Below are 21950 nucleotides of genomic sequence, written 5' to 3'. Positions count from 1 at the left end.
CGCACCCTGGACGTCGGGTGCGAGGGCCGCTTCCTTTGTCGCCGTGGTCAGGGTGTGTCGCCGCAGTGGTAGAAGCGGCAGCTCACTCCGGGGCCGGAAGAGCGCGGCTCGCCGGGGCGCGGGTCGTACAGGGCCCGGCCGCCGGGGCCGAACTGCCCCAGCTCGGTGGCCAGCGCGACGCCGGTATCGACCTCGTCGGCCTGCCAGCCGGTGATGTCCAGCAGCAGGCCGTCCAGCGGGCCGCCGACCAGTTCGACGTAGGTCCGGTGCGGGAGCGGACCGGGGTCGGGATCGTCGTGGTCGGCGCCGTAGACCCGGCGGCGGAGCAGCTGTTCGTCTTCACGGTCCATCCGTCAAGCCTGGCAGCCACCCCTGAGAGCCGGGGTGTGGTCGCGTCACCTGCGGAAGCGGGAGAACCAGCGGCCCTCGGCCTTCTGCTCGGGTAGAGCCTGCTCCTGCTCCTGGGACCTGCCCGTCCAGCCCAGCTCGATCTGGGACTGCTCGAGTCCTTCCCTCTCCCGCTGGTCGCAGTCCCCGCACAGCGTCGGACGGGCCTCCATGGGAACGGGACCCCAGCCGGTGCGCTCCACCGCTTTCCACCGCTCGTTGGTGAACGCCGCCTTGCACTCGGTGCAGCGTGGACGACGGGGGTAACGCAGGAGGTCCGGCTGCTTCGCCCAGTCGGGAAGCGGCTCCGGGTGATCGGCCTCCTGGGTGGCGGCGACAGCCTGGTGCTTGCACCCGTCGCACAGCTGCGGGTGGGTGTCGACGGCAACTCCCCAGTTCGTCTTCTCGGCGGCCTCCCAGCGTTCGTCGGTGAACCGCGTCCCGCAGCTGGCGCAGGCAGGCCGGCGGGCCTCGCGCTGGGCGGCTTCCCGTGCGGCTTCGGCGGCCTTCTTCGCCGCCTGCTCCTGCGCCGCCCGCCGCACCCGCGCCTGGAACTGGGCCCGGCGGACCTCGGCCTCTGCTTCCTCGCGGGCGTCGGCAGCCTCGCGGCGCGGGTTGCCGATCGCCTCCAGGAGCGGCTCCAGGTGGTCGCGGCCGAAGCGGAGGAACACCGGGCCGGCCGGTCCGTGCGCACGAAGGTTTTCCAGCGCGACCGCGACGATCGGGATCTTCCCGTCGTAGAGGTGGTGGCCGCCGCGCTGCCGCTCTCCCTGCCACAGGTGGCGGGTCAGCTCTCGCAGGCGCGCGATGGTGTGGGTGGGGTTGCGTTCGCCGATGCGGTTGAACACCAGCAGCACGGGCGGATGCGGCACATCGCCGTACCTGCCCTCAGGCACCGTCCAGCGGGTGCGCCACATCGGGCGTTCGGTGCCGTCGGTGTCCTTCACCGTCCGCCGGAAGAACCGGGCGTACTTCTCCAGCTTGCCGGCGAGCTCCTCGGCGGTCTCGTGGCAGTTGTCGACCTCGTTGAACAGCAGTGGCACCCCGTCCTGCGGGGCGGTCAGGACGATGTCGGCCTGGGCGCCGCCCCTGCCGGGTGCGTTCCACGTGCCGGTGGCCGGCAGGGGGACCTCGGTCCAGTACGAGGCGATGGTGCCGATGCCGGGCGGAGCGTCGACGGCGGCCCGGGCGGCGGCCTGGACGTGCGGCGGGTCGACGGTGAGCCTGGCCATGTCCGGCTTCGGGCGCAGCATCGCGATGACGGTCTCGTTGACGGCCATCGGGTGGGCGGCGCCGCTGGAGCCCGCGCCGCGCGCGGTGGAGCCCATCTCCGTCACCGGGCGCCGCAGTTCGTAGGAGGCGGCATGCAGGCCCTTGGGGGTCAGGTTCCGCAGGCGGTCTCCCGCGTGGGTGGAGCCGCCGTTCTCGACCAGGCCGTGCCGGCGCATGTCGGAGAGCGCGGCGGTGTGCGAGGCGGTACGGGCCTGCTTCCGCTTCGACGCAGTCGGCTTGTCGGCGTGCCGGAACGTCAGGTGGGGAGCGCCGATCCGCTGGATCTGATCAGCCGTGGCCACCTTCAACGCCCCGAGCACGCACAGCACGTCACCGCGGAAGGTGTTCGTCGATCCCGCCGGGTTCGTCTCCCGCTTGCCCGCCATCAGCCCCGCTCCCTTCCCATCACCCACCGCACCCACCGCGTCCGGCCGCCTGCCGGGCGCCGGCCGCGCCCGGCCGTGGAGGGCGTCCGGGCTCCGGACCCGATGATCTCCTCCCCCACGGACAGCACAGAGAAGTTCAGGAGGGGAGAAGAGGGTTGTGACGGCGCGGCGTGCGCTCGGATCTGAGCGGTGATCTGCGGGTTTTCTGTGTGCCGGGTGCCGGGCACCAAAGGGGGTTCCGAAGGGGCCTTCGAAGGGGGTGCCCAGGGATCCCCCTTGGGTCTGCCCGCCAGGCGCCGGCCTTCCGGTGTGATCGGCCCGAGCGGTGCCGCTGCCCGGCCCCCGGGTGGGTGCTCGTCATCGTCTCGTCTCCTTCGCTGCCCCGGCCGGGGTGGTCGGGGCGAAGGAGCAGCGTGCACGGACCCCCCTTGTCCGCGGTCTAACCGTGGCCAGGGCAAGGAGAAATGCGGCCGTGGTCGGGGCGGTAGCAGAGGTGGACAAGGGGGTGCGGTCGGGTTCGTGGTCGGCCCGACCGCCCTGGCAAGGGGGCCCGGTTTGGCCCTTGCAGACCCGATTCGCCGGTTTCGGATCGGGGGGAGAAATCTCTGGCCTCTGTCCACAGGCTGGCGGGCCGACCCTGCTGGGACGACGCCGTGAGTCGCACGGCGGTCATCATGAGGAGAGGTTCATGCCGTACCTGATCCCGACCCGTACGCCGCTGAGGCCCGAGCAGGTGGAGCAGGGCTTCGACTACCTCCTGGCGCTGCAAACGGGCGGCGGTACCTACGCCGCTGGTCGGGTGGAGGCGACCCCGGAGCTGGCGTTCATCCTGCTGCGGCTCGCCGAGGACATCATCTGGCCCGTCACGGCCGTGGACGGAGAGGCCGCCGACCTGTGCGCGGACTCCTTCGTGCTGGACGAGGTCGGGTGCGTGCTTGTGACTGAGTGCTGCACCTGTCCGATGAGCACCGGACTTGTCGTGCCGTGCATTCGAGTCGGCGTGTGGGGTGGACCTCGGTGACCGCGCGGGCAGCCGCGACGGCAAATTCCATGCGGATGCGTGTGAGACCTCCGCGAGTAAAACGGGCCGCGTTCGCCGGCGCGGCCCGGCCAACCTCACCGACACGGTGCGCTACGGCGGCGGCGCCACCTTCGCCCGTGAGCAGAACGACGCCTTCTCCGCCCGGCCGGGCGGCGGGCGTTCCGTGTCATCCGGCGCCGGTGGCTCGTTAGCCGATCACGAACCGTTGGGCGCCGACGTTGTGCCTCGGGGACTGAAGGAGCACCGACGTGCATTCTGATCGGAGTACTGGCAGCCGTACGGCCGAGGAGATCTTCGACGCGGGAGGGAAACTCATCGATCCGGCCGTCAGAAGCTTGGTGGAGCGCCTGCCCTCACCGCTGCTCGATGCCGTCCGCTACCACTACGGCTGGGCCGGCCAGGACGGCGGTCCGGTCACAGGCCAGCCCGGTGGTGTCGGACGCAGGGGTCTGGTACTGCCTCTGCTGTGCGCGGGTGTTGACGGGGGGCCCGTCGAACGGGGCCTTGCCGCCACCGTCGTCGGCGATCTCCTGGTGAACACCTCGATCATCCACGACGACGTCCTGGACCGGGATCCGATGCGCCGCGGCAGGCCGGCCCTGTGGGCGGCCTACGGCACCGAATGCGCCCTCATGGTCGGCGATGCCCTCCTGGGGCTGGCCTTCTCCCTCCTCGGCGAGCAGAGCCACCCCCGCACCCACCAGGCGCTGCGGATGATGAGCGACGGCTGGAGCCGCCTGTGCGCGGGCCAGATGCGCGACACCGGCCAGGAAGGGCGGACCGAGACGTCCCTGGAGCAGGCCATCGCGGTGAACGAGGCCAAGGCCGCCGACGGCCTGCGCGGCGTGTTCTGCCTGCCTGTCCTGTTCACCGACGCCACCGGCGAGCAGGTGGAGGCCGTCGGCCGGTACGGTTTCCACTTCGGCATGGCGGCGCAGTACCACAACGACCTGACGGACGTGTGGCCGACGCTCGACAGGGGCCGAGCCTGGGGTGGCGATATCCGCCGCCGCAAGATGACGCCCATGGCCGCGGCCGCCCTCGCGTCCGGGCACCGTGACAGCCAGCGCCTCGCCGCGTACTACGGCAGCCGGGGAGGGCCCGGAGAGGAGGAGGTCGCAGCCGTCGCCGAGTTGCTCGACCGATGCGGCGGCCGCGACTGGGCCGTCGCCCAGAACCTCAAGCACATGCGCCTGGCCGCCGAACACCTCCAGAAGGCGGACCCGCCGCCCGCCCTGTACGACGACATCCTCGCCGCCGGCGCCCGCTACCTGGCATGAGGACGGCGGGCGGTCGGGATCACCGCTCCTGAATCGGAACTCTTCGCCAGAACGTGATGCTCCTCTGCCCACCACAGGAGGCTGTGCACCGAAGTTGTCCAGCCAGGCCACCTCTAGGTCTCAGTCACAGTGCTGCTGTCCGCGCTGCGGGACTGGGCGCGCGACTCCGCCACCACGGCGGTGCCCGGCATCGCCCGCAGCATCATCCGCTTCATCGAGAACGTCATCCCCGACCCCGACGACCACGGAGACACCCACGCCACCCTGGAAGCGATGCGCGACGAACACCTAGCGCTGGCGCACGCGGCGCACTCCGCACCCGGTGCGCACCGCTGACCGCACCAACCTCACCACCGCACCGGATGGGAGCGCATCGGTGCGGTGGCGCGTCCATCCGGTGCGCACCACCGTCCATCCGGTACGCCCCACTCGGTGGGCGGTGCGCGCACCCGTGCGAACGACGCGCGGGAGTGGTGCGCACCGGGTGGAGACGGTCCGGTGGAGTGGGCCCGAGTGGAGGCGGCGCGTTTCTCCTTGACCTGAGCCGAGGACCCTGTTGGCCAATTCCACTGTGTCGTACGCGGCCCGGGGTCGTTGATCCGATCATCCGGCGTCGTTGCCGGAGACGGACAGCATCGGGGAGGCGTCAGTGTCGCTGCGTACGAGCGGGCCGGGCCGGGTTCCGGAAACGACGCGGAGGATCGCCGAAGCCGCCTTGCCCCAGGGCAGCCCGGCGATCAGGGTGAGGGACGCGCTGGGCGAGCTGTTCCGTGACGAGGACTTCGCAGATCTGTTCCCTCGGCGGGGTCGGCCGGCGCTGTCTCCGGCCGTTCTCGCCCTGGTGTCGATCCTGCAGTTTGCCGAGGGCCTTTCCGACCGTCAGGCTGCCCTGGCAGTCAGGGCGCGTATCGACTGGAAGTACGCCCTCGGCCTGGAACTCGAGGACCCAGGGTTCGATCATTCAGTGCTGAGCGAGTTCCGAGACCGGCTGGTCGAGGGCAGTGCGGAGACCCGCATCACGGACGCCGTGCTGGCGGCCGCCTCGGAAGTGGGTCTGCTGAAGCCCCGGGGCCGCCAACGCACTGATAGCACGCACGTCCTGGCGGTGGTCCGCGGACTGAACCGTCTGGAACTAGGGTCCGTCTTCAAACGGATCTTGCCCAGAGTAGGAACGATGCGAGGGTGACCGCTGCTTCGTAGGAAGTGGCGGTCTTCTCGTATCTGGTGGCGATCCCGCGGAAGCCCTTGAGCCGGTTGAAGCAGCGCTCGATCACGTTGCGTCGTCGATAGCTCTCCCGGTCGAAACCCGGGGGTCGGCCGCCGTGGCAACCGCGCCTCAGCCGGTGCCGCCGCTGGTCGGTCTTCTCCGGGATGGTGTGCGCAATACCGCGCTTTCGCAGGTAGGCACGGAAGCCGCGGGAGCTGTAAGCCTTGTCCGCGATGACCTGGTCGGGCCTGCACCGAGGTCGGCCCAGGCCGGTGCGCGGGACTCGCATCCGTTCCAGCAGAGGGCGTGCGCAGACGCTGTCGTGCCGTTGGCCGGGCGTGACCAGGATCGCGAGTGGGCGGCTCTTTCCGTCACAGGCGAGGTGGACTTTGGTGGTCAGTCCGCCTCGGGATCGGCCGAGGGCGTGATCGTCCGGTTCGTCCGGCCGGTGCCGCCCCCTTTTCGGCCGGTGGCGGCGGCGTGCTGGTGGGCGCGGACGATGGTGGAGTCGATCTGGACCAGCCAGTCGATGTCGCCGGCCGCATCCGCCTGGGCCTGGATCTGTTGCAGAGCTCGGGTGAACACCCCGTCGAGGGCGTAACGGCGGAAGCGGGTGTACACGGTCTTCCACGACCCGTAGCGTTCCGGCAGGTCACGCCAGGAGATCCCGGTACGGATCTTGTAGACCATCCCATTGATGACCTGCCGGTCCTCCACGCGGGGCCGCCCCGTGGCGGCCCGGGGTATCAGTGGAGCGAGCAACTCCCACTCCAGGTCAGTGAGTTCATGACGGCGTACCACGACACCATGATCTATGCCCCAGATGATCTTTGAAGACGGACCCTAGTGGGTGAGACGCTGCGGGCGGCACTGAACGCGCTGGCTGCGGCCGCACCCCAGTGGCTTACCGAGCTGGCCGACGACGAGTGGTTCAAGCGGTATTCCTACCGGGTGGGAGGACTACCGCCTTCCGCAGACAATGACCGAGCGCATCGAGAGGGGCAACGAGATCGGGAACGACGGCATGCGCCTGCTCCAGGCCGTCTTCCACCCGGCCACACCCGGATGGATCCGCCAGGTTCCCGCAGTGGAAATGCTCCGGCGGACCTGGGTCCAGGAGTTTCAGATCGAGGACGAGACCGTCGGCTGGCGCCACCCGAAGAACATCCCACCCGCTGGCCAGCGCTTGGTCTCGCCCTACGACAGGGTCGCCCGCCACGGATCCAAGCGGGATACCGACTGGCAGGGGGGAAGGTCCACATCACCGAGACGTGCGAGCCCGACCGGCCCAACCTGATCACGCACGTGCTGACCACGACCGCCCCGGTCCACGACGTGCAGGTGACTGGCACCATCCACGAGGGCCTCGCCGAGCACAACCTGCTGCCGGCCGAGCACTTCGTCGACTCCGGCTATACCGAGGCCCGTGTCCTTGTCTCCGCCCAACGCGACTACGGCATCGAGATCGTCGGACCGGTTCAAGGCACCGCGGCCTGGCAGGCCAAGGACGAAGGCGGATTCACGCAGGAGAGCTTCACCATCGACTGGCAGGACCAGGAGGTGCGCTGTCCCAACGGCAAGCGCAGCAGGGGGTGGTCCAACAGCACCAGCCAGACCGGGGCCGCCGTCATCCGGGTCTGGTCTTCCACCAAGGACTGCGGGCCCTGCCCCGTCCGCTCCCAGTACACGCGCGGCACAGGCAGGATCGGCAGACGCCTGACCTTCAGGAATCGCGAAGAACTCGAAGCACTCCGCAAGGCACGCGAAGAGCAGCAGCGGCAGCCCTCAACCTCTCGCGCATCGACGCCTGGATCACCGAGACACCGCGAGGCAGCAACCGTACTTCCCACTTCCGCCGCCTACGACCAGCACCGAACCCCTTGGCTGCGGGCCGCACCCCCGCAGGAGCGGAAGTGCCAGACACGGCCAGCTGAAGCCGCCCGGTTAGGCTGGGCGACCGCCGTCCTTACGGGCGGCGGTCCACCCATTCAACTGGTCAAAGTGGCCTGGTGGAAGTACATCCGCCAGCCCGTCTCCGTCAGGCGCCACACAGAGCTCCGCCATGCCCGACGGCCCTGGTTGTCAGCGAAGTACGTCAGATGAACGATGCCGGGAGCGAGGACGACTCCGGACATTTCACTGACCTTGACCGGAGACTCCGGAGACACCGAGCCTCCGCTCGTCACCGTGAGGATCGACTCCACGTCCCACCGGCGTCCGGAAGCGCCGAACTCGATGAACTCCGGATCCAGAAGCTCCAGGACACAAGCCGGGGAAGCACGCACCTCGGGATCGAGAAGCCGCATCTCCCCATCGATGGCCGCCTGCACGGCCCGCTCACTCTCATCCGTCATGCGCAAACCCTACGGACGCTACTTGCCAAGGCACAGCGAATTGATCACTCGCCACGGCGATGCCATCAAGACTCACGAACATCTCTCGACGGAGTGATCACCAACTGCCACCGGAACTCATGCGCGAGGTCTGCCGCCAAGTGGGAGTGAGGCCGCGCGGCCTTCCCATAGTCGCCCAGTGAGATTGGCCAACAGAGTCCTGAGCCGAGGTCAAGGAGAAATGCACCGGGTGGAGGCGTGGCCCCACTCTCGTAGATGGCGTCCACTTCCACTCGGTGGCGTCCACTCCCGGACGGTGGACTCCACTCGATGGAGTGGGTGTCGTCTGTGCGCACCACCGCACCCGGTGCGCGCCATCGGGTCCACTCAGTGGCCAGTCTCCCGGCCGTGGTGCGGTCCGGGTTGCTGTGGGCGGTGCGCCTGCTGTTCGTCCGGGTGCACCGGGCGCACTACGTCGGCATCGTCCTGTGCGGTGTGGCGGTCCGCGCGGACGCGGGAGTCGTCGGCCATCTTGGTGGCCACCTCCTGGAGGCGGCGCAGTCGGTCGGCCGTGAGATCGAGGGCTTCCACGTCCGTGCGGGATTTCCGCAGGGCCCGCAGCACCGTCATGTCGATCGCCTCCCGGCGGCCGGACTCCGGCTCCTGGTCGTCGTTCTCGGCTTCGGCGGCCAGGGGCGCGAGCAGCTGCTCGGGCATTGCCGCCTGCTGGTGGGCAACGACGTCGTACGCCCGGCCCCGCACGGCGGTGGCGGTGGCGGTGGCGATGCGCAGCTTCTCGCGCACCACCACGCCGGCGAGGACGGCGCGCTCGTACTGGAGCGGGATGCGGGGGATCGCCCACTCCCCCGCGTCCTGGCCCGGGGGCCGGTGCGCGGCCGGCTCGCCGGGACCGGCCGGGGGCTGCCGGTCCGGGTCGGGCGCGGGGGTGAGTGGTCGGCGGCGGGCGGGGAGGTCGGACAGGGGCCACCGGGCGGTGTAGAGACGGTAGGAGGCCTCCAGGCCGCGTACGGTCTTCGGCTCGGTGATGTCCAGGCAGTGGGTGGAGATGGCGGCGGCCACCACCTGGTTGTCCAGGCCGGGGTCGCGGCGGCGGCCGCGCAGGACGAGGGCGAGATGGCGGCGGGCCTCGGCGAGCAGGTGCCGGCGGTGGAAGCGCCCGCCCTCGTTCATCACGAACACGGTAGCGGCGACGTCGACGGCCGCCAGCGCTATGTCGACCACGGCCGCCACCCGGGCCCGGATCGCCGCGACTGCGGCGCGGGCGTGCTCCAGGAGGGAGGTGATGACGTCGGCAGCCACCCTGGACGTGCGGATCGCGCTCACCTTCCACCAGACGCGCAGCTGCGCGAGCGGCCGGGCCGACTGCTTCGGCGGGCGGGTCTTGCGGGCAGCCATCGTGTTGAGCTTGGCGCAGGCCCGCTCGGAGACCACGGGCAGGAACCTCAGCTCGCCGTCGTCGTCGACGGCGGTGACGTACTCGTTCCAGCTCGGTCAGGCAGGCGGCGATCTGGTCGCTGCGCCGGGCGGTCCAGCGGATCAGCTTGTGCGGCACCCCGGCAATCTCCATCACCGGCCGGCGCCCCGGGGTGACGGTCCGCGGCCCGGTCGCCAGCCCCAGCGCCGCGCAGACCTCCGCGGCCACGATCTCGTTGTAGAGCGCGGAGGCCGCGACCGTGTTCTCGTGCAGGGCGGTGGTGTGGATCGAGCCCCACTTCCCGTCCAGGCGCTGCCCCTTCACGGACAGCAACAGATGGTCATGGAGCAGCGGTCGGCCGGAGCGCGCCTCGTAGTGGCGGAAGCGGGCGGCGACCACACCGCCGGGCGGCCTCACCCGGTAGATGCCGTCCTTGCCGTACCGGATCACCGCGACCTCGTCCTCGATCCACTCCAGCACCCGCTCGATCGCGTACTCGTGCGCGGCCTCGATCACCCGCCGCGTCTCCTCGTCCCCCAACGCCCACAGGAGGTAGATCCTCGGCTGCGGCCGGAACACGAAGCCGACCCCGGTCACTGTCACCCGGCGTCCGAGGGCGCCGGCCTTGAACGCCTTCTTCGCCGAGTCACCCTCGGCGAGCCGCTCGGCCTCGATCCGGTCCGCGTACGGGCGGCGTCCCCGCTCGCCGAACAGAGCCCGCAACTACGCCTCGGTGACCTCCTCACCCGACGTCAGTCCGAGCACGGCAAGTCCCCGGCCCATCCAGCGCCCGGCCGGGACACCGGCCTGCTCCTGGGCGGCGCGCAGCAGCGTGCGCGCCGGGCGGCGGCCGTCACCGACCACGATCTCGCGCAGGTAGTAGCGGTGGCACGTCCCGCCAGACTTACTTTGCCGCGTCCCTCCGGGCGGGACGCGCCCCCGAGCCGGACACGAATGTCATCGCTCTCCGACAGCCCTCACACCACGACCCGGCCAACACCAACAACCACCACCGAGCATCACCACACACCAAGGAACGAGCACCGCCAAAGAAGCACCGCCTACACCAACCCCCAGCAACCGCCGGGGGCTTCGCCGGCGGTCCGTCGCCCTCTGTTCAGTATTGGTGCACCGTTGGTAGCCTCCGTCCCCTGCACATTGCGCCGAGCGGACCGACGGGGGCGTCATGGACGTACGGGTCAGCGCGGAGGGTCCCGACGCGGCGGACCAGCTCCGCTCCTTGCGTGAGTGGTTGAACGGCGACCAGGCCCTGCGCGGCCGGGTCGCCGGCCGGGAGAGTCCGCCGGAGCCCGGTGCCCTGGGCCCGGTGTTGGAGGCGCTCCAGCTGGCCCTTGGCCCCGGCGGGGCGGCGACTGCCTTCGCCACCGGGGTGATCGCCTGGCTGCGCAGCCGGCGCGGCGAGGTGTCCCTCAAGGTGACCCTCAGGGACGGCCGCTCGCTGGAGCTGAGCGCCAGACGCGTGGCCGCCCTTGACACCGCCGTGCTGCGGCGGCAGGTGGCGGAACTCGCGGATCTGCTGGAACAGGAGCGGTCCGCCGGCGGTCCGGCGGTACCGGATGGGACAGGGGTCCCGGACGGAGCCGGTGGCGGTTTTGGGCGGAGAGCCAGCCCCGGGGACGGGGACGCCGACGGCAGCCGAGCGCTCCCGTGACGGACCTTTCCGGGGCCGGCGTACGCGTCCTGCTGATGGCCACCGCCCGGCACGACGGTCCGACCCTGCCCTCCGTGCCGTCCGTGGCTCCCACGTTCCACGCGCTACGCACCGCCCTGACCGAGTGCTGCGGAGTGCCGCCGGAGCAGGTGCGGGCCGAACTCGACCCACCCGATGCGAGGTTCATGGCGCAGGCGGTCGCCGAGGAGGCCCAGCGTGCCGGCAGCGTGCTCCTGGTCCACTTCGTCGGGCACGGACTCCTCGACGCCGACGGCGAGCTGTATCTGGCGGCCCGCGCGACCGACCGCCTCACCCCGGGGCTCGCCGCCCACCAGGCGCTGTCCTTCTCCGCGTTGCGCCAGGCCCTCCTCGCAAGCCGGGCCCCGTCCGTGGTGCTCGTCCTCGACTGCTGTTTTTCCGGTCGTCCCGCTTTCGGCAGCGGCACCCCGCTCCCCGCCTTCGGCATGGACCCCGCGCCCGGCCTGTACTTCATCGGCTCGGCCGAACAACTCGCCCTCGCCTCGCCGGACGCGGAACGGACGGCGTTCACCGGCGCGCTCATCGACGTACTGACCCACGGGGATCCCCGTGGGCCGCACCCGATGACGCTGGACTCGGTGTACGACGCGGTGTTCCGCACACTGCGCGGGCAGCAGGCACCGCTGCCCCGCCGCCAGGCGGAGGGACTGTCCGGGAACCTGGTCGTGGCCCCGAACCCCATGGTCGCCGGCGGACCGCGCCCGGATGACCCGCCCCCGGCGCCGGGCCGCTCCCCCTACCCGGGTCTGAACGCCTTCGAGCCGGATGAGGCAAGGCTGTTCTGCGGCCGGGAACGCATGGTCGACCGATTGCTCGCGGAGATCAGCCGGCCGGAGGCGTCCGGCGGCCCGTGGGTCCTGGTCGGCCCATCCGGCGCGGGTAAGACGTCCCTGCTGAACGCGGGCCTGCTCGACCGGCTGCGCGACGACGGCCTGCCTGGGTCCTCCGGCTGGCCCGCGTTACGCCTGACACCCGGGGCCGGCCCGCTGCGCCGCCTCGCCGACCTGCTGGACGCGCGGCCCGAGGACGTCGAGCTGCTGCGCACCGCTCCGCACGCCGCCCCCGGCCTGCTTCGCCGACTGCTCGCCGACCGGCCCGGTCAGCGGCTGGTCCTCCTGGTCGACCAGCTGGAGGAGGTCTTCACCCTCTGCCGCGACGACGCCGAGCGGAGCGCCTTCCTCGGGGCGTTGGGTGCCCTGGCCGAGCCGCCCGCGGGCTCCGGCCCGCCCCGTGCCCTGGTCGTTCTCGCCCTCCGCGCGGACTTCTACGGCCGTGCCGCCGCGGAACCCCGCCTGGTGCCCGCACTGCGCGACCGGGCCGTCCTGGTCGAGCCGATGACGGCAGGCGAACTCCGGGCCGCGATCGAGGAACCGGCCGCCCGGTCCGGACTGCAACTCGACGACGGACTCGCCGACCTGATGCTGCACGAGTTCGGTGCGATGCGCGGCGACCGGCCCGTCGCCGGAGCGCTGCCCCTGCTGTCCCATGCCCTGTGGGCGACCTGGCGCCGCCGCGCCGGTACCCGTCTGACGATCGCCGGCTACCGCGCCACCGGCGGCATCGCCCAGGCCATCGCCACCACTGCCGACGAGGTGTACGAGTCACTGGACCCGGAGGGCCGCCGCGCGGTCCGGCACATCCTCACGCGGCTGGTCCGCGTCGGTGACGGTGCTCCCGACACGGCCCGGCCCATGGACCGCTCCACCGTGGTGCGGGGGCTGCCCGAGGAAGCGGCCCGCGCAGCGATCGAACTGCTGACCACCCGCCGGCTGCTCACCCTCGACCAGGACACCGCCCGCATCAGCCACGAGGCGCTGATCCGCGCCTGGCCCCGGCTGCGGACCTGGGTGGACAACGACCGTGAGTGGCTCCGCCTGCGTCAGCGGCTCGCCGACGACGCCACCGCCTGGGACCGCTCCGGCCGCGACCCTGCGCTGCTGTACCGGGGGAGTCGGCTGGCCGCCCTGCTCCAGTACACCGAGAACCCCCCGGCGCGCAGGCAGGAACTGGAGCCGCCGCTGGCCGCGTTCACGGAGGCCTCCGCCCACCTGGAACGCCAAGGCGTCCGCCGCCGCAGGACGATCGTCGCCATGCTGACCGTGCTGCTGGTGCTCGCCTCCGCCGGCCTGGTCGGCTCGGTCGCCTTCCAGCAACAGGCTGAGCGGGCACACCACCGGGACTTGGCGCGCTATCTCGCGGCCGAGGCCGAAAACCTCCGGACGACCCAGCCGGGTCTGGCCAAACAGCTCAGCCTGCTGTCGTTCCGGATGAACGAGGACGCCGGCCTGAGCGCCCTACTGGCCAGCCGGAGCACCCCCGGGGTGATCAACCGGGGGGAGGCGGCGCGAGACCTCGCCTCCAGCGCGAACGGCCGGGTCCTCGCCATCTCGACCGGCGACGCGATCGTGCTGCGCACCCGTGACGGCACCACGCGGATACCGGCAGGCGTGACCGGCCCGATCGTGGTCAGCCGGGACGGCCGCAGGCTGGCCGCGGTCACCTATGCCGTCAGCGGACCGAGACGCGCCACGGTACGGCTGTGGGACCTCACCCGGCCCGCGCACCCGCGCCGGACCGCAACCCTGAGGACGGGCCACCCCGTCGGGGCCCTCGCCCTCGGCACCGACGGCAGGGTCCTGTACGGTGCCGGACCCACCGGTCAGGTCCTCCGCTGGGACCTGGGCCACGGGACGGAGGCGCCCACCGCCCTGGCGGATCTCGGCGGAAAGGGCGGGCGGATCGACTCGCTGACCGTGTCCCCCCGGCGGAATCTGCTCGCCGCCATGAGCACGGATGGAGCGGTCCGCCTGTGGGACGCGGCCGACACCGATCAACCCGAGCCGGTGGCCACGCTGACCGGAGCGCCGTACACCCCCGGCATCGAGGGAGGTCTGCTGCACCGGATGGCGTTCGACCGGACAGGCCGACTGCTGGCGGCCCCCATGACCGCAGCCCACGGGATGGATCTCGGGCTGTGGCGCGTCGGTGACCCGCGCAGGCCCCGGCGCATCCAGCGGGAGGACGAGGACGACGAGTTCCCCACCGCCGCGTGCTCGGCCGACCTCACATCGCTGGCCTTCAGCCCGGCCGCCGACCAGATCGTCGGGGTGTGCGGCACCACCTGGCAGACGTGGGCCTACGCGACCGACTCGCCGACCGGGCTGATTGTGCCCGGTGCACAGAGGGGCGGCCCCGCGCCGTTCGGCACGTGGGCGACGATCATGTTCGACCCGGCCCGAAGCCGCCGACTCCTCCTGGCAACCGACCACGGCGTCCTCGTCTGGTACCTGTCCAACCTCATGCAACCGGGCGCCGACGCGACCCTGCTGCCGCCACCCGGCACCGGCAGTCAAGTGGCCTTCCGGGCGGCGGGCCGCAGACAGCTCGTCGCCTGGAAGGGCCCCGGCGTCAACTACCTGTTCGACGTGACCAGCCTCCGCAAGCGCACGGCGCTGCTCGTCACGCCCGCCCCCGACATGTACACGAGCCCGGACATCACGCTGAGCGCCGACGGCAGGCTCCTGGCCGACAGCGAGATCCGGACGAAGGGGAAGCAGCAGTACGTCGGGGTGGCCTTGCGGGACACAGCGCGCCGTGGAGTGCCGTTGCTCTCCACGATCGTCGACGAGTTGCACAACGGCGTCCAGGTCCTGGCCTTCAGCCCCACCAAGCCCCTGCTCGTGGTCTCCGACATGAACGGCATCCGGAAGCAGAATCACAGGCCTGCGGTGGTCCGGCTCTTCGACATCAAGGACCCACGGCATCCCCGGCAGGTCGGCCGGATCGCCGCCACCTCCACGGAACTGACCTTCAGCCCGGACGGCAGGACACTCGTCGTGGCCGACTCGCCCTGGCAGGACGCGTCCTCCCGGCCAGCCCCCGGGATACAGCTGACCGGCTGGGACGTCACCGACCCGGCCCATCCCGCTCGAGCATGGGAGCGGCGCCTGCCGACCGGCGTCGACTCGATGCACCTGGCCTTCCGGCCCGACGGCGAGTGGCTCGCGGTCTACCGGAGCGACGGAACACTGGAGATGTGGCCCGTACGCGGAAACCACCCTGCGGGCGCCGCCGTGAAGGTGCAGATCGGCCAGTTCGGCGACGCTTTGGCGTTCAGTCCCGACGGCACACGCCTCGCGCTGATCGCGACGACCATCCCCGCGGACGACGGCACCCGTCCCGAGATCTGGAACGTCCGCGATCCCCGCCATCCCGCCAGGCAGTCGTACCTGACCCCCGACTCGGCCAGCCAGTTCTACGCGTTGACCTTCAGCCCGGACGGCCGCCGTCTCGCCGTCGTCCGGGGCGGCGCGGGCGTCGACCTGTGGGACCTCACCCCCGCCCCGGTCATCAGTGACTTGTGCAACTCGGTGGGCACGCCGATCACCCGCACCGAGTGGCGTCGCTACCTCCCGGACCGGCCTTACCACCCCCCCTGCGGGCAGGACCCCTAGACCTCGATGTAGGGCGACGACCACGACCGTGGGCAGCGAAGTGACGAAGTACAGGACGCGCACCTGCTCAGCGCGGTGGCGACTTCGTCGATCGTCAGGCCGTGCACGACCCGCAGCCGCTCGCGCTCCGCCGGCGGCGGCGGCAGCTTGGCGCGGGACGAAGGTGCGCCGGGCCACGGTGTCCAGCTGGGAGAACGGCAGAACGAGCTCCGCCCGTCCGAGCGCGACGCCTACACCCGGCTGCCGATCAGCGCGTCGACCCGCGTCGTTGCCCAAGTCGGAGGGCCGCCGGGTGCTGGAGCAGGTGATCCTGCCGGCGGCCACGAGGGGAGCCGTGCGCCAGTCCCGTCCGGTCGTCGTGGTGGTCGCCGGGCAGCTGGGCGCGGGGAAGACCGAGATCGCCGATCTCGTGCAGGCGGCGCTGGGCTGCCGGGGCGGCGCTGTGCGGATCCTGCCGCGATCTCTACAAGGCAGCGCACCGGCGCTACGGCCGGCTCGTGGCTGCCGACGTGCGCACCGCCGGGGTCCGTGTCCGTTCGGACACGGGCCGCTGGCAGGCCGCCGTTATGGAGCACGTCCGCGTGCACGGGTACGACGCCGTGGTCGAGTCCGCGCTCGCCGACATCGACGCATTCCGTACGTCGGCGGCCGCGTACCGGGAGGCCGGCTCGCGCCTTGGAGGTGGTGGTGGCGACGTCCGAGGCCTTAAGCCAGCTCGGGATCCTGGACCGGTTCCTCAGCGAGGCGGTCGCGGGTGGCGGCCGGTATGTGTCGTGGGGGAACCACGTGAGCAGCACGCTGCCCGGCTCAGATCGCGGTGCTCGATCTCCTTCTCGTGCGCGTAGGTCAGCGCGGAGATCAGAGGCCGCGCCCGATCCGGTCGAATTAGGCCAGCCAGTCCAGTGGCCGACCGGCCGCCATCTCGTCCTGACCGTGCCGTGCTCTGCTGCGGCAGGTTGCCGGTGCCCGGGCTCAGGCGGCTGTCGTCAGCTGCCGTACGTCGTTCAGGTACGCCACTACGGCTGGCTCGCGGCGCCAGGGGGCCAAGGAGTTGGTGTAAATCTTCAGGTAGTCCAGGCCGCGGATGCTCTGCAGCCGGCCGAACAGGCGCAGGGACTCCCCGCCCAGGCGCAGCGAGCGGTCCAGTTCACCGGCCTGGGCGTAGGCGGTGGCCAGGACGGACAGGCGGATCCCGCGTGAGCGGGCGTAGGCGTCGCCGGGCATGGAGCCGAGGGCGTGCCAGGCGAAGGTGGCCTTGGGCCGGCCCAGGTCCCGGAAGATCTCCGTGGCGTCGGTGACGATCCGCTGGCGGGAGAAGAACTCGATCCAGGTCCGCTCCCCGGTCCCCTCCGCCGTACCCCGTTCTTGGAGGCGCTCGGCCAGGGCCAGGCAGGAGGCCGCCGCCCGCGCGTTCTTCTGCCGGGCGTGCGCGCGGGCCTCGATGAGCTTGGCGAAGCCCAGCACTCGGGGGTCGGCGGAGGGGACGCGCTCGAAGGCGCCCTGGGCCATGTCGACAGCCTGCGAGGTGAAGCCGCGCATCAGGGCCTGCATGGCCATGGTGGTCAGCACGTAGGAGCCGAGGTGGACGTCGCTGCCCGCCTTGGCCAGCCGGAGCGCCTGGATGAAGTGCCGCTGCGCCACCTGGTGCTGACCGGCATCGAAGGCGGTCCAGCCGGCGAGGCGGGCCATCTCGGCGGTCACCGAGAACAGTTCGCGCCCGTCCCGTTCGGAGTACCGGCCGCCGAGCAGCGGGGTGACACGTTCGTACAGGTAGGTGGTGAGCGATTCGGATTTCCAGGTCGCTCCGCCGAAGCGGGAGTCCCACAGCCGGGCGGAGTCGGCCGCCGCCCGGAGTTCCTGGATGTGTGACGGGCCCACGGTGATGCGCCCGGAGGGCGATGCCAGGGGCTCGGTCGGGTTGATCAGCCACCGGGTCACGGGCTCCGCGAAGGCCGAGACGACGAAGGGTGAGCTGGCGAGGAAGGTCCTCCGGTTCAAGGTGCTCCAATACGACGAGGCTTCGGTGATCGCGTCGCGCCGGTCCCGCGGGAAGTCCAGACCTGCGTCCTGGTCCAGGTGACCGGGGCGTTCCATGCCGATCTCCGCAAGCCCCACCGGCCTGCCGAGACCTTCGGACAGCACTTCGCACAGGTGCTGCGGCACGGGCCAGCGCGGGTGTACGCCGCGCCGGCACCAGTTGGCCAGGGAGGTGTGGGTGTATTCGCTGGTGATTCCGTGCGACTGACAGATCTGATTGAGTCGGTGGGCGAGTCTCTTGTGACTCATGCCGGATTCCTCGATCAAGCTTTCCAGCCGGACGTTACGCTGTGGCCGGGAATTCTTCTCCCCCGTCACGTGGGTCACCTGCGCTACCTCCTCCGAGTGCCGACGTGCGCTTCAACGCCAGCATAGCGGGGGGCAGTTGGCGCGAGCGTGCGCCGCGATCCATGAGCCCCCTCGTGAGCCCTGCCGGATCTTCGGCGCCATCTGATCTCCTGATGAAAAGCCTGCGGAGAACGGTGGGAAATCCATTTCGGAATGGAGGGGGAAGGCGTATGAACGGCAAGAACGGCAAGTGGAATTCCGGGCGCCTCGGGAGGTGGGCCCGGTGCGCCGCGGCACTGCTGTGCGCCTACGTCCCGCTGGCCGGCCAGCTCCCGGCCCCCCTGCTCCCGGCCTCTCTGCTCAACGCCCTGGCTCTGCTGACCGCCCTCCCCGTCCTCCTGCCCTCCGGCCCTGGCGACCGGCTCCCACACGGCGCCCCCACCCACCGGTCCTGCCCGGCGACCCGCGGCCGTCACCCCGGCTGCCGCCACGGCGCCCGACCGGCCCGCCGCCCGAACTCCGGACGAACCGGTGGACCGACCCGCCCCTGCCGTGTCCCGCACCCACCCTCCGGGCCGCTCCGGAGCCGGCCCCGCCGCTGACCCGAGGTGCCCGGCCCTCCGTACCGGCCCCCGATCGCGCCGCCGAGGCCGACCGGCTCGCGGCCGTCGCGGCGTACGACCGCGCCGGTGCGCCGCTTCGGCTTCTCCTTCCGGGTGGGGCTCGGATCGGGGGCGGCGCTGGCGCGGCACGCCGCAGGTCATGGAACCGGAGGTGGGCGACGCGATGGACTGGTTCGCGTTCAACGAGTTGCCGGAGCCAATTGTCGCGTACTGCCGGGCAGGCGCCCGCATGGGCGTGCACTCACGTCGTGGCCGTACCGCTGCCCTGAGGTTGGTCCGCTCAGCGGCAATCTCGGGGTCGGGGGCCTTCGCATTGTCACTGTTGCGGTGAACGGCGCACCGAGGGAAGCGGGCGCCAGGGCCTCCGCCACTGGGCCGGTCCTGTTGCCGATGGCACGGGAAAAGGTGAAGAGCTGGTCGCGTACTGCGGTACGCATGATGGTCAGTCCTTCGTCCTGCGGGGATCGGTTCCCTGATCGCCGGGTTCCCGGGCATCGGACTTCCGGTTGTCGGGCTCTCCGCCCTCGGATTCCCCGCCGGATGTCTCACCGGTCGACCGGAGAGCACGCAGCAGGTCCGCGACCGCCCTTTCCTTCTCCGGGTCCGACAGTCGAGGATCCGACCGGATCATGCCGATCCGTCCCTCGATGAAGGCCCGCTCGGCAGCGGGATCCCGGGGAGCTTCGCGGGACTCGCGGGCGAACTGCTCGCGTCGGTCGGCGGGCGGCCCCGGAGGGCGCTCGTCGTCCGACGGAACACGGGGCGGAATTCCGGACATGGCGGTTGGTTCCCTGGAGAGTCAGCTCTTGACGGAGAAGTTGTAGTTCGGGTCGAGGAACTGGACGTAGAAACCGACGTTGTCCGTGCGGATGTAGCTGTTGTACCAGGGCAGCAGGCTCCAGGGACCCCAGTTGCCGTTAACATCTCGCGTGACGAGGGATATGGCAAGGCCGCCCAGGGGGATGGTGCCCGAGTAGGCGGTCTGGAAGGTTTCGACGATCGGCCCCCATGACCCGTTGTAGTCGGCCGCAGTCTGCTTGGCCAGCGTCGCCGCGTAGTCGAACTGGTAGACCAGATCCTGATTTCCCGTGCTGGCGTTCCACAGCTGCACCTCGTTGCGCCACGTTCCGGAGGCCACCTCGACCGTGGCGTTCGTTACCCCCATGACCTGGAAGATCTCGCCGTGAGAGGCGACGGTCCTGAGGTAGGGGCCCAGGGACGACAGCGGAATGTCGAGCTGCCAAGGTGTGGCGGGCCTGGCCCAGTCGTACACCTTGAAGCGCGGCGGTGTCTGTGCGTAGTACGAGACGAAGGCCTCGACTCCGAGGACCGCACGGTTCATGGCCGTGACGTACAGGTAGTTGTTGACGTTGCCCCCGGGTGCGCTGGGGCAGATGATGTCCCAGCCCAGTGCGGTGCCCGTCGCGAAAGCCCGCTTGAAGACCTCGTTGTAGTAGACGCCGTAGCCCACTCCTCCCGGTACCGGCGTCCGCATGGCCTCGTCGCCGAGCTCTAGCCGCTCGGCCATGGCGGTCACCATGCGCTCGCGGTCGGCGAGTTCGACGTCCGGGTGGGTTCTCACCAGGTGGAGCTTGCTCATCAGGAACGCGTGTCGGGCGGCCTCCACGTTCTCGTCGGGGTACTCCTTGGTGAGGCGGGTGAATACCTCACGCGTGTCCACCGTTGCGCCGGGCATCTCCGGTCCGACGATGCGAGCCGGGGCGGAAGGGTCAAAGATAGTGCCGGTCATAAGATCACCTGCTCTGCGGGGCGGGAAGTGGCGGACGATGGAGCGAAGGGGTTGGTCTTCCGGCCACAGCAGAGAGACGCGTTCGCCCCGATTCACGACGGTAGGCGGCATGTGTCATCCCACCGTCATCGCCGTGCCGGCGCTCCGGCCCACCTGGAAGGGGCTGTGGGGAGCATCCGCGTGAACATGGGCGAGGTTGGCACACCGAGTTCCTCGCGCAGCAGGCGCCGGAACGCGTCGTAGTGCCGCACCGCTTCGTCGACATCACCTGCGCGGCGACGACGACGCGATGCCCCCTCTCACGTAAGGGTTCGCTCCGTATGCTCGTGAGAGCGGCCTCGACACATACTGACGGGTTCGGTGACCCCCGAAGGTCCTGTTCGCCGAGGGCGACCTGGTGCCCGGGTGGGACGACGAATCGCGTCCACCGCTTTGCGGCGCGTACGTGCGGAGGCAAGCGGTCCGCGGCCGGTAGCGGCCCCAGGTTCAAGCCCGTGAGTTCTGCAACATCCACCGGCACCTGGGAAGTGATCTCGGCCTGCCAGGACAACCAGCTCGCAGCCGACGGGCGAAGAAGCCGCCACCCGGATCAGCGTTCCGGTCCTCCTCGGCTACCTGCCGGACGAGGGCCGTCAGCAGCCGGGTCCCGAAGGATCCCTGGAACGCGGCTGACGTGCCGGTTCATCGCCAATTCCTGGTTGAAAGGTGTACCGGTTGGCGGAGGAGGGCCCGGGCGCGCGGCGGTCGTCCGAGGCGGCGCGATCCGAAGCGGCGTTCGTCCGACGCGGGACGCGCCAAGGGCCGGGCGGGGCCGCCGCTGATTCGAGGTCTACGGCCACGTGCGCTGGGGCGCTCCTTGTACGGTCATTCCCTGTCTCGTCTCTGGGCGTCGGGGCCCGCGAACGCGGTCCGCGCGGGGCGCCGCCCCGGCTCGGCGCGTCGCCACCGGTTCCCTGTCGTACGGTAGAAGAGGCCTGCCCGGCTCGGTCGTGCCCACGCACACGCCCTAGGAGAGGGGTAGATGCCGACCGTCACTCTTGCTCAGTTGCGGCTGCTCGGCCAGTTCCGTCTGGAGTCCGCCGCCGGGCCGGTCGAGCTGTGCGGCAATGCGCAGCGGCTCCTCGCTTTCGTGGGGCTGCGCGGGCGCGTCGGTCGCAGTGTCCTGGCCGGGACGCTGTGGCCGGATGTGACCGAGGAACATGCCCGGGGCAGCCTCCGTACCACGTTGTGGAAGCTGCCGCACGGCGAGCGGCCGCTCGTGCGGTGCAGCGGGGAGTCGGTGGCGCTCACCGATGCCCTTCGGGTGGACGCCCATGCCCTGGCCGAGACGGCGCTCAGTGTCGTGCGCGCGGAGGCTCCGCCTGCGCACGGCCCCGCGCCACCGGTCTTGCTGGGCGACGGTGAGCTGCTGCCCGGCTGGGATGAGGAGTGGGTGCTTCTCGAGCGTGAGCGGCTGCGCCAGCTGCGGCTGCACGCACTGGACGCCCTGGCGTACGGGCTAACCCGACAGGGCAGCCCGGCTCTGGCCCTGGAGGCAGCGCTTGCGAGCATACGGATCGAGCCGCTCCGGGAGAGCGCGCACCGGGCGGTCGTGGCGGCGCACCTGTCGGAGGGCAATGTGATCGAGGCCGTACGGCACTACCGCGCGTATCGGCAGCTGCTCCGGGACGAGCTGGGCCTGGAGCCGTCCGCTCAACTCTCCCGGATGATTCCGGCGGCCCACCGATAACAGCGCGGTGACACAA

17 protein-coding genes and 3 pseudogenes are annotated in these 21950 nt (G+C 71.0%); 10 read left to right on the top strand and 10 right to left on the bottom strand.

Annotated elements, in window-relative coordinates; all coding sequences use genetic code 11:
- Positions 1-47: 47 nt before the first annotated feature.
- Positions 48-350 carry a hypothetical protein gene (locus ACZ63H_RS30030; RefSeq protein WP_469870409.1) on the bottom strand — a complete coding sequence of 101 codons (303 nt, stop codon included), beginning with the start codon at positions 348-350 and terminating at the stop codon, positions 48-50.
- Between the two features lie 45 nt (positions 351-395).
- Positions 396-2045, bottom strand: coding sequence for a replication-relaxation family protein (locus tag ACZ63H_RS30025; protein ID WP_469870407.1), 1650 nt, complete (start codon positions 2043-2045; stop codon positions 396-398).
- A 688-nt stretch (positions 2046-2733) separates the two neighbouring features.
- Here ACZ63H_RS30025 and ACZ63H_RS30020 point away from each other — a divergent pair.
- The 4 genes and pseudogenes from ACZ63H_RS30020 to ACZ63H_RS30005 all read left to right on the top strand — a co-directional run.
- Positions 2734-3066 carry a hypothetical protein gene (locus ACZ63H_RS30020; RefSeq protein ID WP_469870405.1) on the top strand — a complete coding sequence of 111 codons (333 nt, stop codon included), beginning with the start codon at positions 2734-2736 and terminating at the stop codon, positions 3064-3066.
- Positions 3067-3335: 269 nt separating this feature from the next.
- Positions 3336-4367, top strand: coding sequence for a polyprenyl synthetase family protein (locus ACZ63H_RS30015; RefSeq protein WP_469870403.1), 1032 nt, complete (start codon positions 3336-3338; stop codon positions 4365-4367).
- Positions 4368-4496: 129 nt separating this feature from the next.
- Positions 4497-4703, top strand: coding sequence for a hypothetical protein (locus ACZ63H_RS30010; RefSeq protein WP_469870401.1), 207 nt, complete (start codon positions 4497-4499; stop codon positions 4701-4703).
- A gap of 313 nt (positions 4704-5016) precedes the next feature.
- Positions 5017-5502, top strand: a pseudogene (locus ACZ63H_RS30005) (transposase); the annotation flags it as partial.
- 10 nt (positions 5503-5512) lie between these two features.
- On the opposite strand, the gene ACZ63H_RS30000 reads toward ACZ63H_RS30005, so the two are convergent.
- A protein-coding gene (locus ACZ63H_RS30000; protein ID WP_469870399.1) for an IS5 family transposase occupies positions 5513-6375 on the bottom strand; the annotation gives its coding sequence in 2 pieces (ribosomal slippage) (positions 5513-6016 and positions 6019-6375; 861 coding nt in all).
- A 504-nt stretch (positions 6376-6879) separates the two neighbouring features.
- On the opposite strand from ACZ63H_RS30000, the gene ACZ63H_RS29995 reads away from it, so the two are divergent.
- Positions 6880-7677, top strand: coding sequence for a transposase (locus tag ACZ63H_RS29995; protein WP_469870397.1), 798 nt, complete (start codon positions 6880-6882; stop codon positions 7675-7677).
- On the opposite strand, the gene ACZ63H_RS29990 is transcribed toward ACZ63H_RS29995, so the two are convergent.
- The 4 genes and pseudogenes from ACZ63H_RS29990 to ACZ63H_RS29975 form a co-directional block, all read right to left on the bottom strand.
- Positions 7563-7928, bottom strand: coding sequence for a nuclear transport factor 2 family protein (locus ACZ63H_RS29990; RefSeq protein ID WP_469870395.1), 366 nt, complete (start codon positions 7926-7928; stop codon positions 7563-7565). The genes ACZ63H_RS29995 and ACZ63H_RS29990 overlap by 115 nt on opposite strands.
- A 366-nt stretch (positions 7929-8294) precedes the next feature.
- A complete protein-coding gene (locus tag ACZ63H_RS29985) occupies positions 8295-9323 on the bottom strand; it encodes a hypothetical protein (RefSeq protein ID WP_469870393.1) in 1029 nt (342 codons plus the stop codon).
- Positions 9324-9381: 58 nt separating this feature from the next.
- Positions 9382-10065, bottom strand: a pseudogene (gene mobF / locus ACZ63H_RS29980) (MobF family relaxase); the annotation flags it as partial.
- Positions 10066-10206: a hypothetical protein gene (locus ACZ63H_RS29975; RefSeq protein ID WP_469870391.1), complete on the bottom strand. Its 141-nt coding sequence runs from the start codon at positions 10204-10206 to the stop codon at positions 10066-10068.
- A 322-nt stretch (positions 10207-10528) separates the two neighbouring features.
- Here ACZ63H_RS29975 and ACZ63H_RS29970 point away from each other — a divergent pair, with 322 nt between their 5' ends.
- From ACZ63H_RS29970 to ACZ63H_RS29955, 4 genes and pseudogenes are all read left to right on the top strand, one after another.
- Positions 10529-11014, top strand: coding sequence for an effector-associated constant component EACC1 (locus ACZ63H_RS29970; RefSeq protein ID WP_469870389.1), 486 nt, complete (start codon positions 10529-10531; stop codon positions 11012-11014).
- Entirely contained in the window at positions 11011-15507 is a 4497-nt protein-coding gene (locus ACZ63H_RS29965) for a caspase, EACC1-associated type (protein ID WP_469870387.1), read from the top strand. The genes ACZ63H_RS29970 and ACZ63H_RS29965 overlap by 4 nt, the downstream gene beginning before the upstream one ends.
- Positions 15407-15931 (top strand): annotated as a pseudogene (locus tag ACZ63H_RS29960) (zeta toxin family protein); the annotation flags it as partial. The gene ACZ63H_RS29965 and the pseudogene ACZ63H_RS29960, both read left to right, overlap by 101 nt.
- Before the next feature lie 73 nt (positions 15932-16004).
- A complete protein-coding gene (locus ACZ63H_RS29955) occupies positions 16005-16352 on the top strand; it encodes a zeta toxin family protein (protein ID WP_469870385.1) in 348 nt (115 codons plus the stop codon).
- A gap of 127 nt (positions 16353-16479) precedes the next feature.
- On the opposite strand, the gene ACZ63H_RS29950 is transcribed toward ACZ63H_RS29955, so the two are convergent.
- The 3 genes from ACZ63H_RS29950 to ACZ63H_RS29940 all read right to left on the bottom strand — a co-directional run bounded on the left by ACZ63H_RS29950 (position 16480) and on the right by ACZ63H_RS29940 (position 20456).
- Positions 16480-17793, bottom strand: a complete 1314-nt coding sequence (locus ACZ63H_RS29950; protein WP_469870384.1) for a sporulation protein — start codon at positions 17791-17793, stop codon at positions 16480-16482.
- A gap of 1461 nt (positions 17794-19254) precedes the next feature.
- Complete coding sequence (locus ACZ63H_RS29945) at positions 19255-20205, bottom strand: hypothetical protein (RefSeq protein ID WP_469870382.1); 951 nt, start codon at positions 20203-20205, stop codon at positions 19255-19257.
- 125 nt (positions 20206-20330) lie between these two features.
- Complete coding sequence (locus tag ACZ63H_RS29940) at positions 20331-20456, bottom strand: hypothetical protein (protein ID WP_469870380.1); 126 nt, start codon at positions 20454-20456, stop codon at positions 20331-20333.
- 770 nt (positions 20457-21226) lie between these two features.
- Here ACZ63H_RS29940 and ACZ63H_RS29935 point away from each other — a divergent pair.
- Complete coding sequence (locus tag ACZ63H_RS29935; RefSeq protein ID WP_469870378.1) at positions 21227-21934, top strand: AfsR/SARP family transcriptional regulator; 708 nt, start codon at positions 21227-21229, stop codon at positions 21932-21934.
- The last annotated feature ends 16 nt before the right edge of the window (positions 21935-21950 follow it).

This window comes from Streptomyces sp. NPDC104831 (assembly GCF_055583025.1).
Note: the sequence above shows the minus strand (reverse complement) of the source record. Positions and strands in the feature narration are given on the sequence as shown.

Coding starts and splice junctions, on each gene's coding strand:
- ACZ63H_RS30020 (WP_469870405.1), top strand. CDS start 2,734: ATGCCGTACCTGATCCCGACCCGTACGCCGCTGAGGCCCGAGCAGGTG.
- ACZ63H_RS30030 (WP_469870409.1), bottom strand. CDS start 350: ATGGACCGTGAAGACGAACAGCTGCTCCGCCGCCGGGTCTACGGCGCC.
- ACZ63H_RS29985 (WP_469870393.1), bottom strand. CDS start 9,323: ATGGCTGCCCGCAAGACCCGCCCGCCGAAGCAGTCGGCCCGGCCGCTC.
- ACZ63H_RS29945 (WP_469870382.1), bottom strand. CDS start 20,205: ATGACCGGCACTATCTTTGACCCTTCCGCCCCGGCTCGCATCGTCGGA.
- ACZ63H_RS30025 (WP_469870407.1), bottom strand. CDS start 2,045: ATGGCGGGCAAGCGGGAGACGAACCCGGCGGGATCGACGAACACCTTC.
- ACZ63H_RS29935 (WP_469870378.1), top strand. CDS start 21,227: ATGCCGACCGTCACTCTTGCTCAGTTGCGGCTGCTCGGCCAGTTCCGT.
- ACZ63H_RS29950 (WP_469870384.1), bottom strand. CDS start 17,793: ATGAGTCACAAGAGACTCGCCCACCGACTCAATCAGATCTGTCAGTCG.
- ACZ63H_RS29970 (WP_469870389.1), top strand. CDS start 10,529: ATGGACGTACGGGTCAGCGCGGAGGGTCCCGACGCGGCGGACCAGCTC.
- ACZ63H_RS29990 (WP_469870395.1), bottom strand. CDS start 7,928: ATGACGGATGAGAGTGAGCGGGCCGTGCAGGCGGCCATCGATGGGGAG.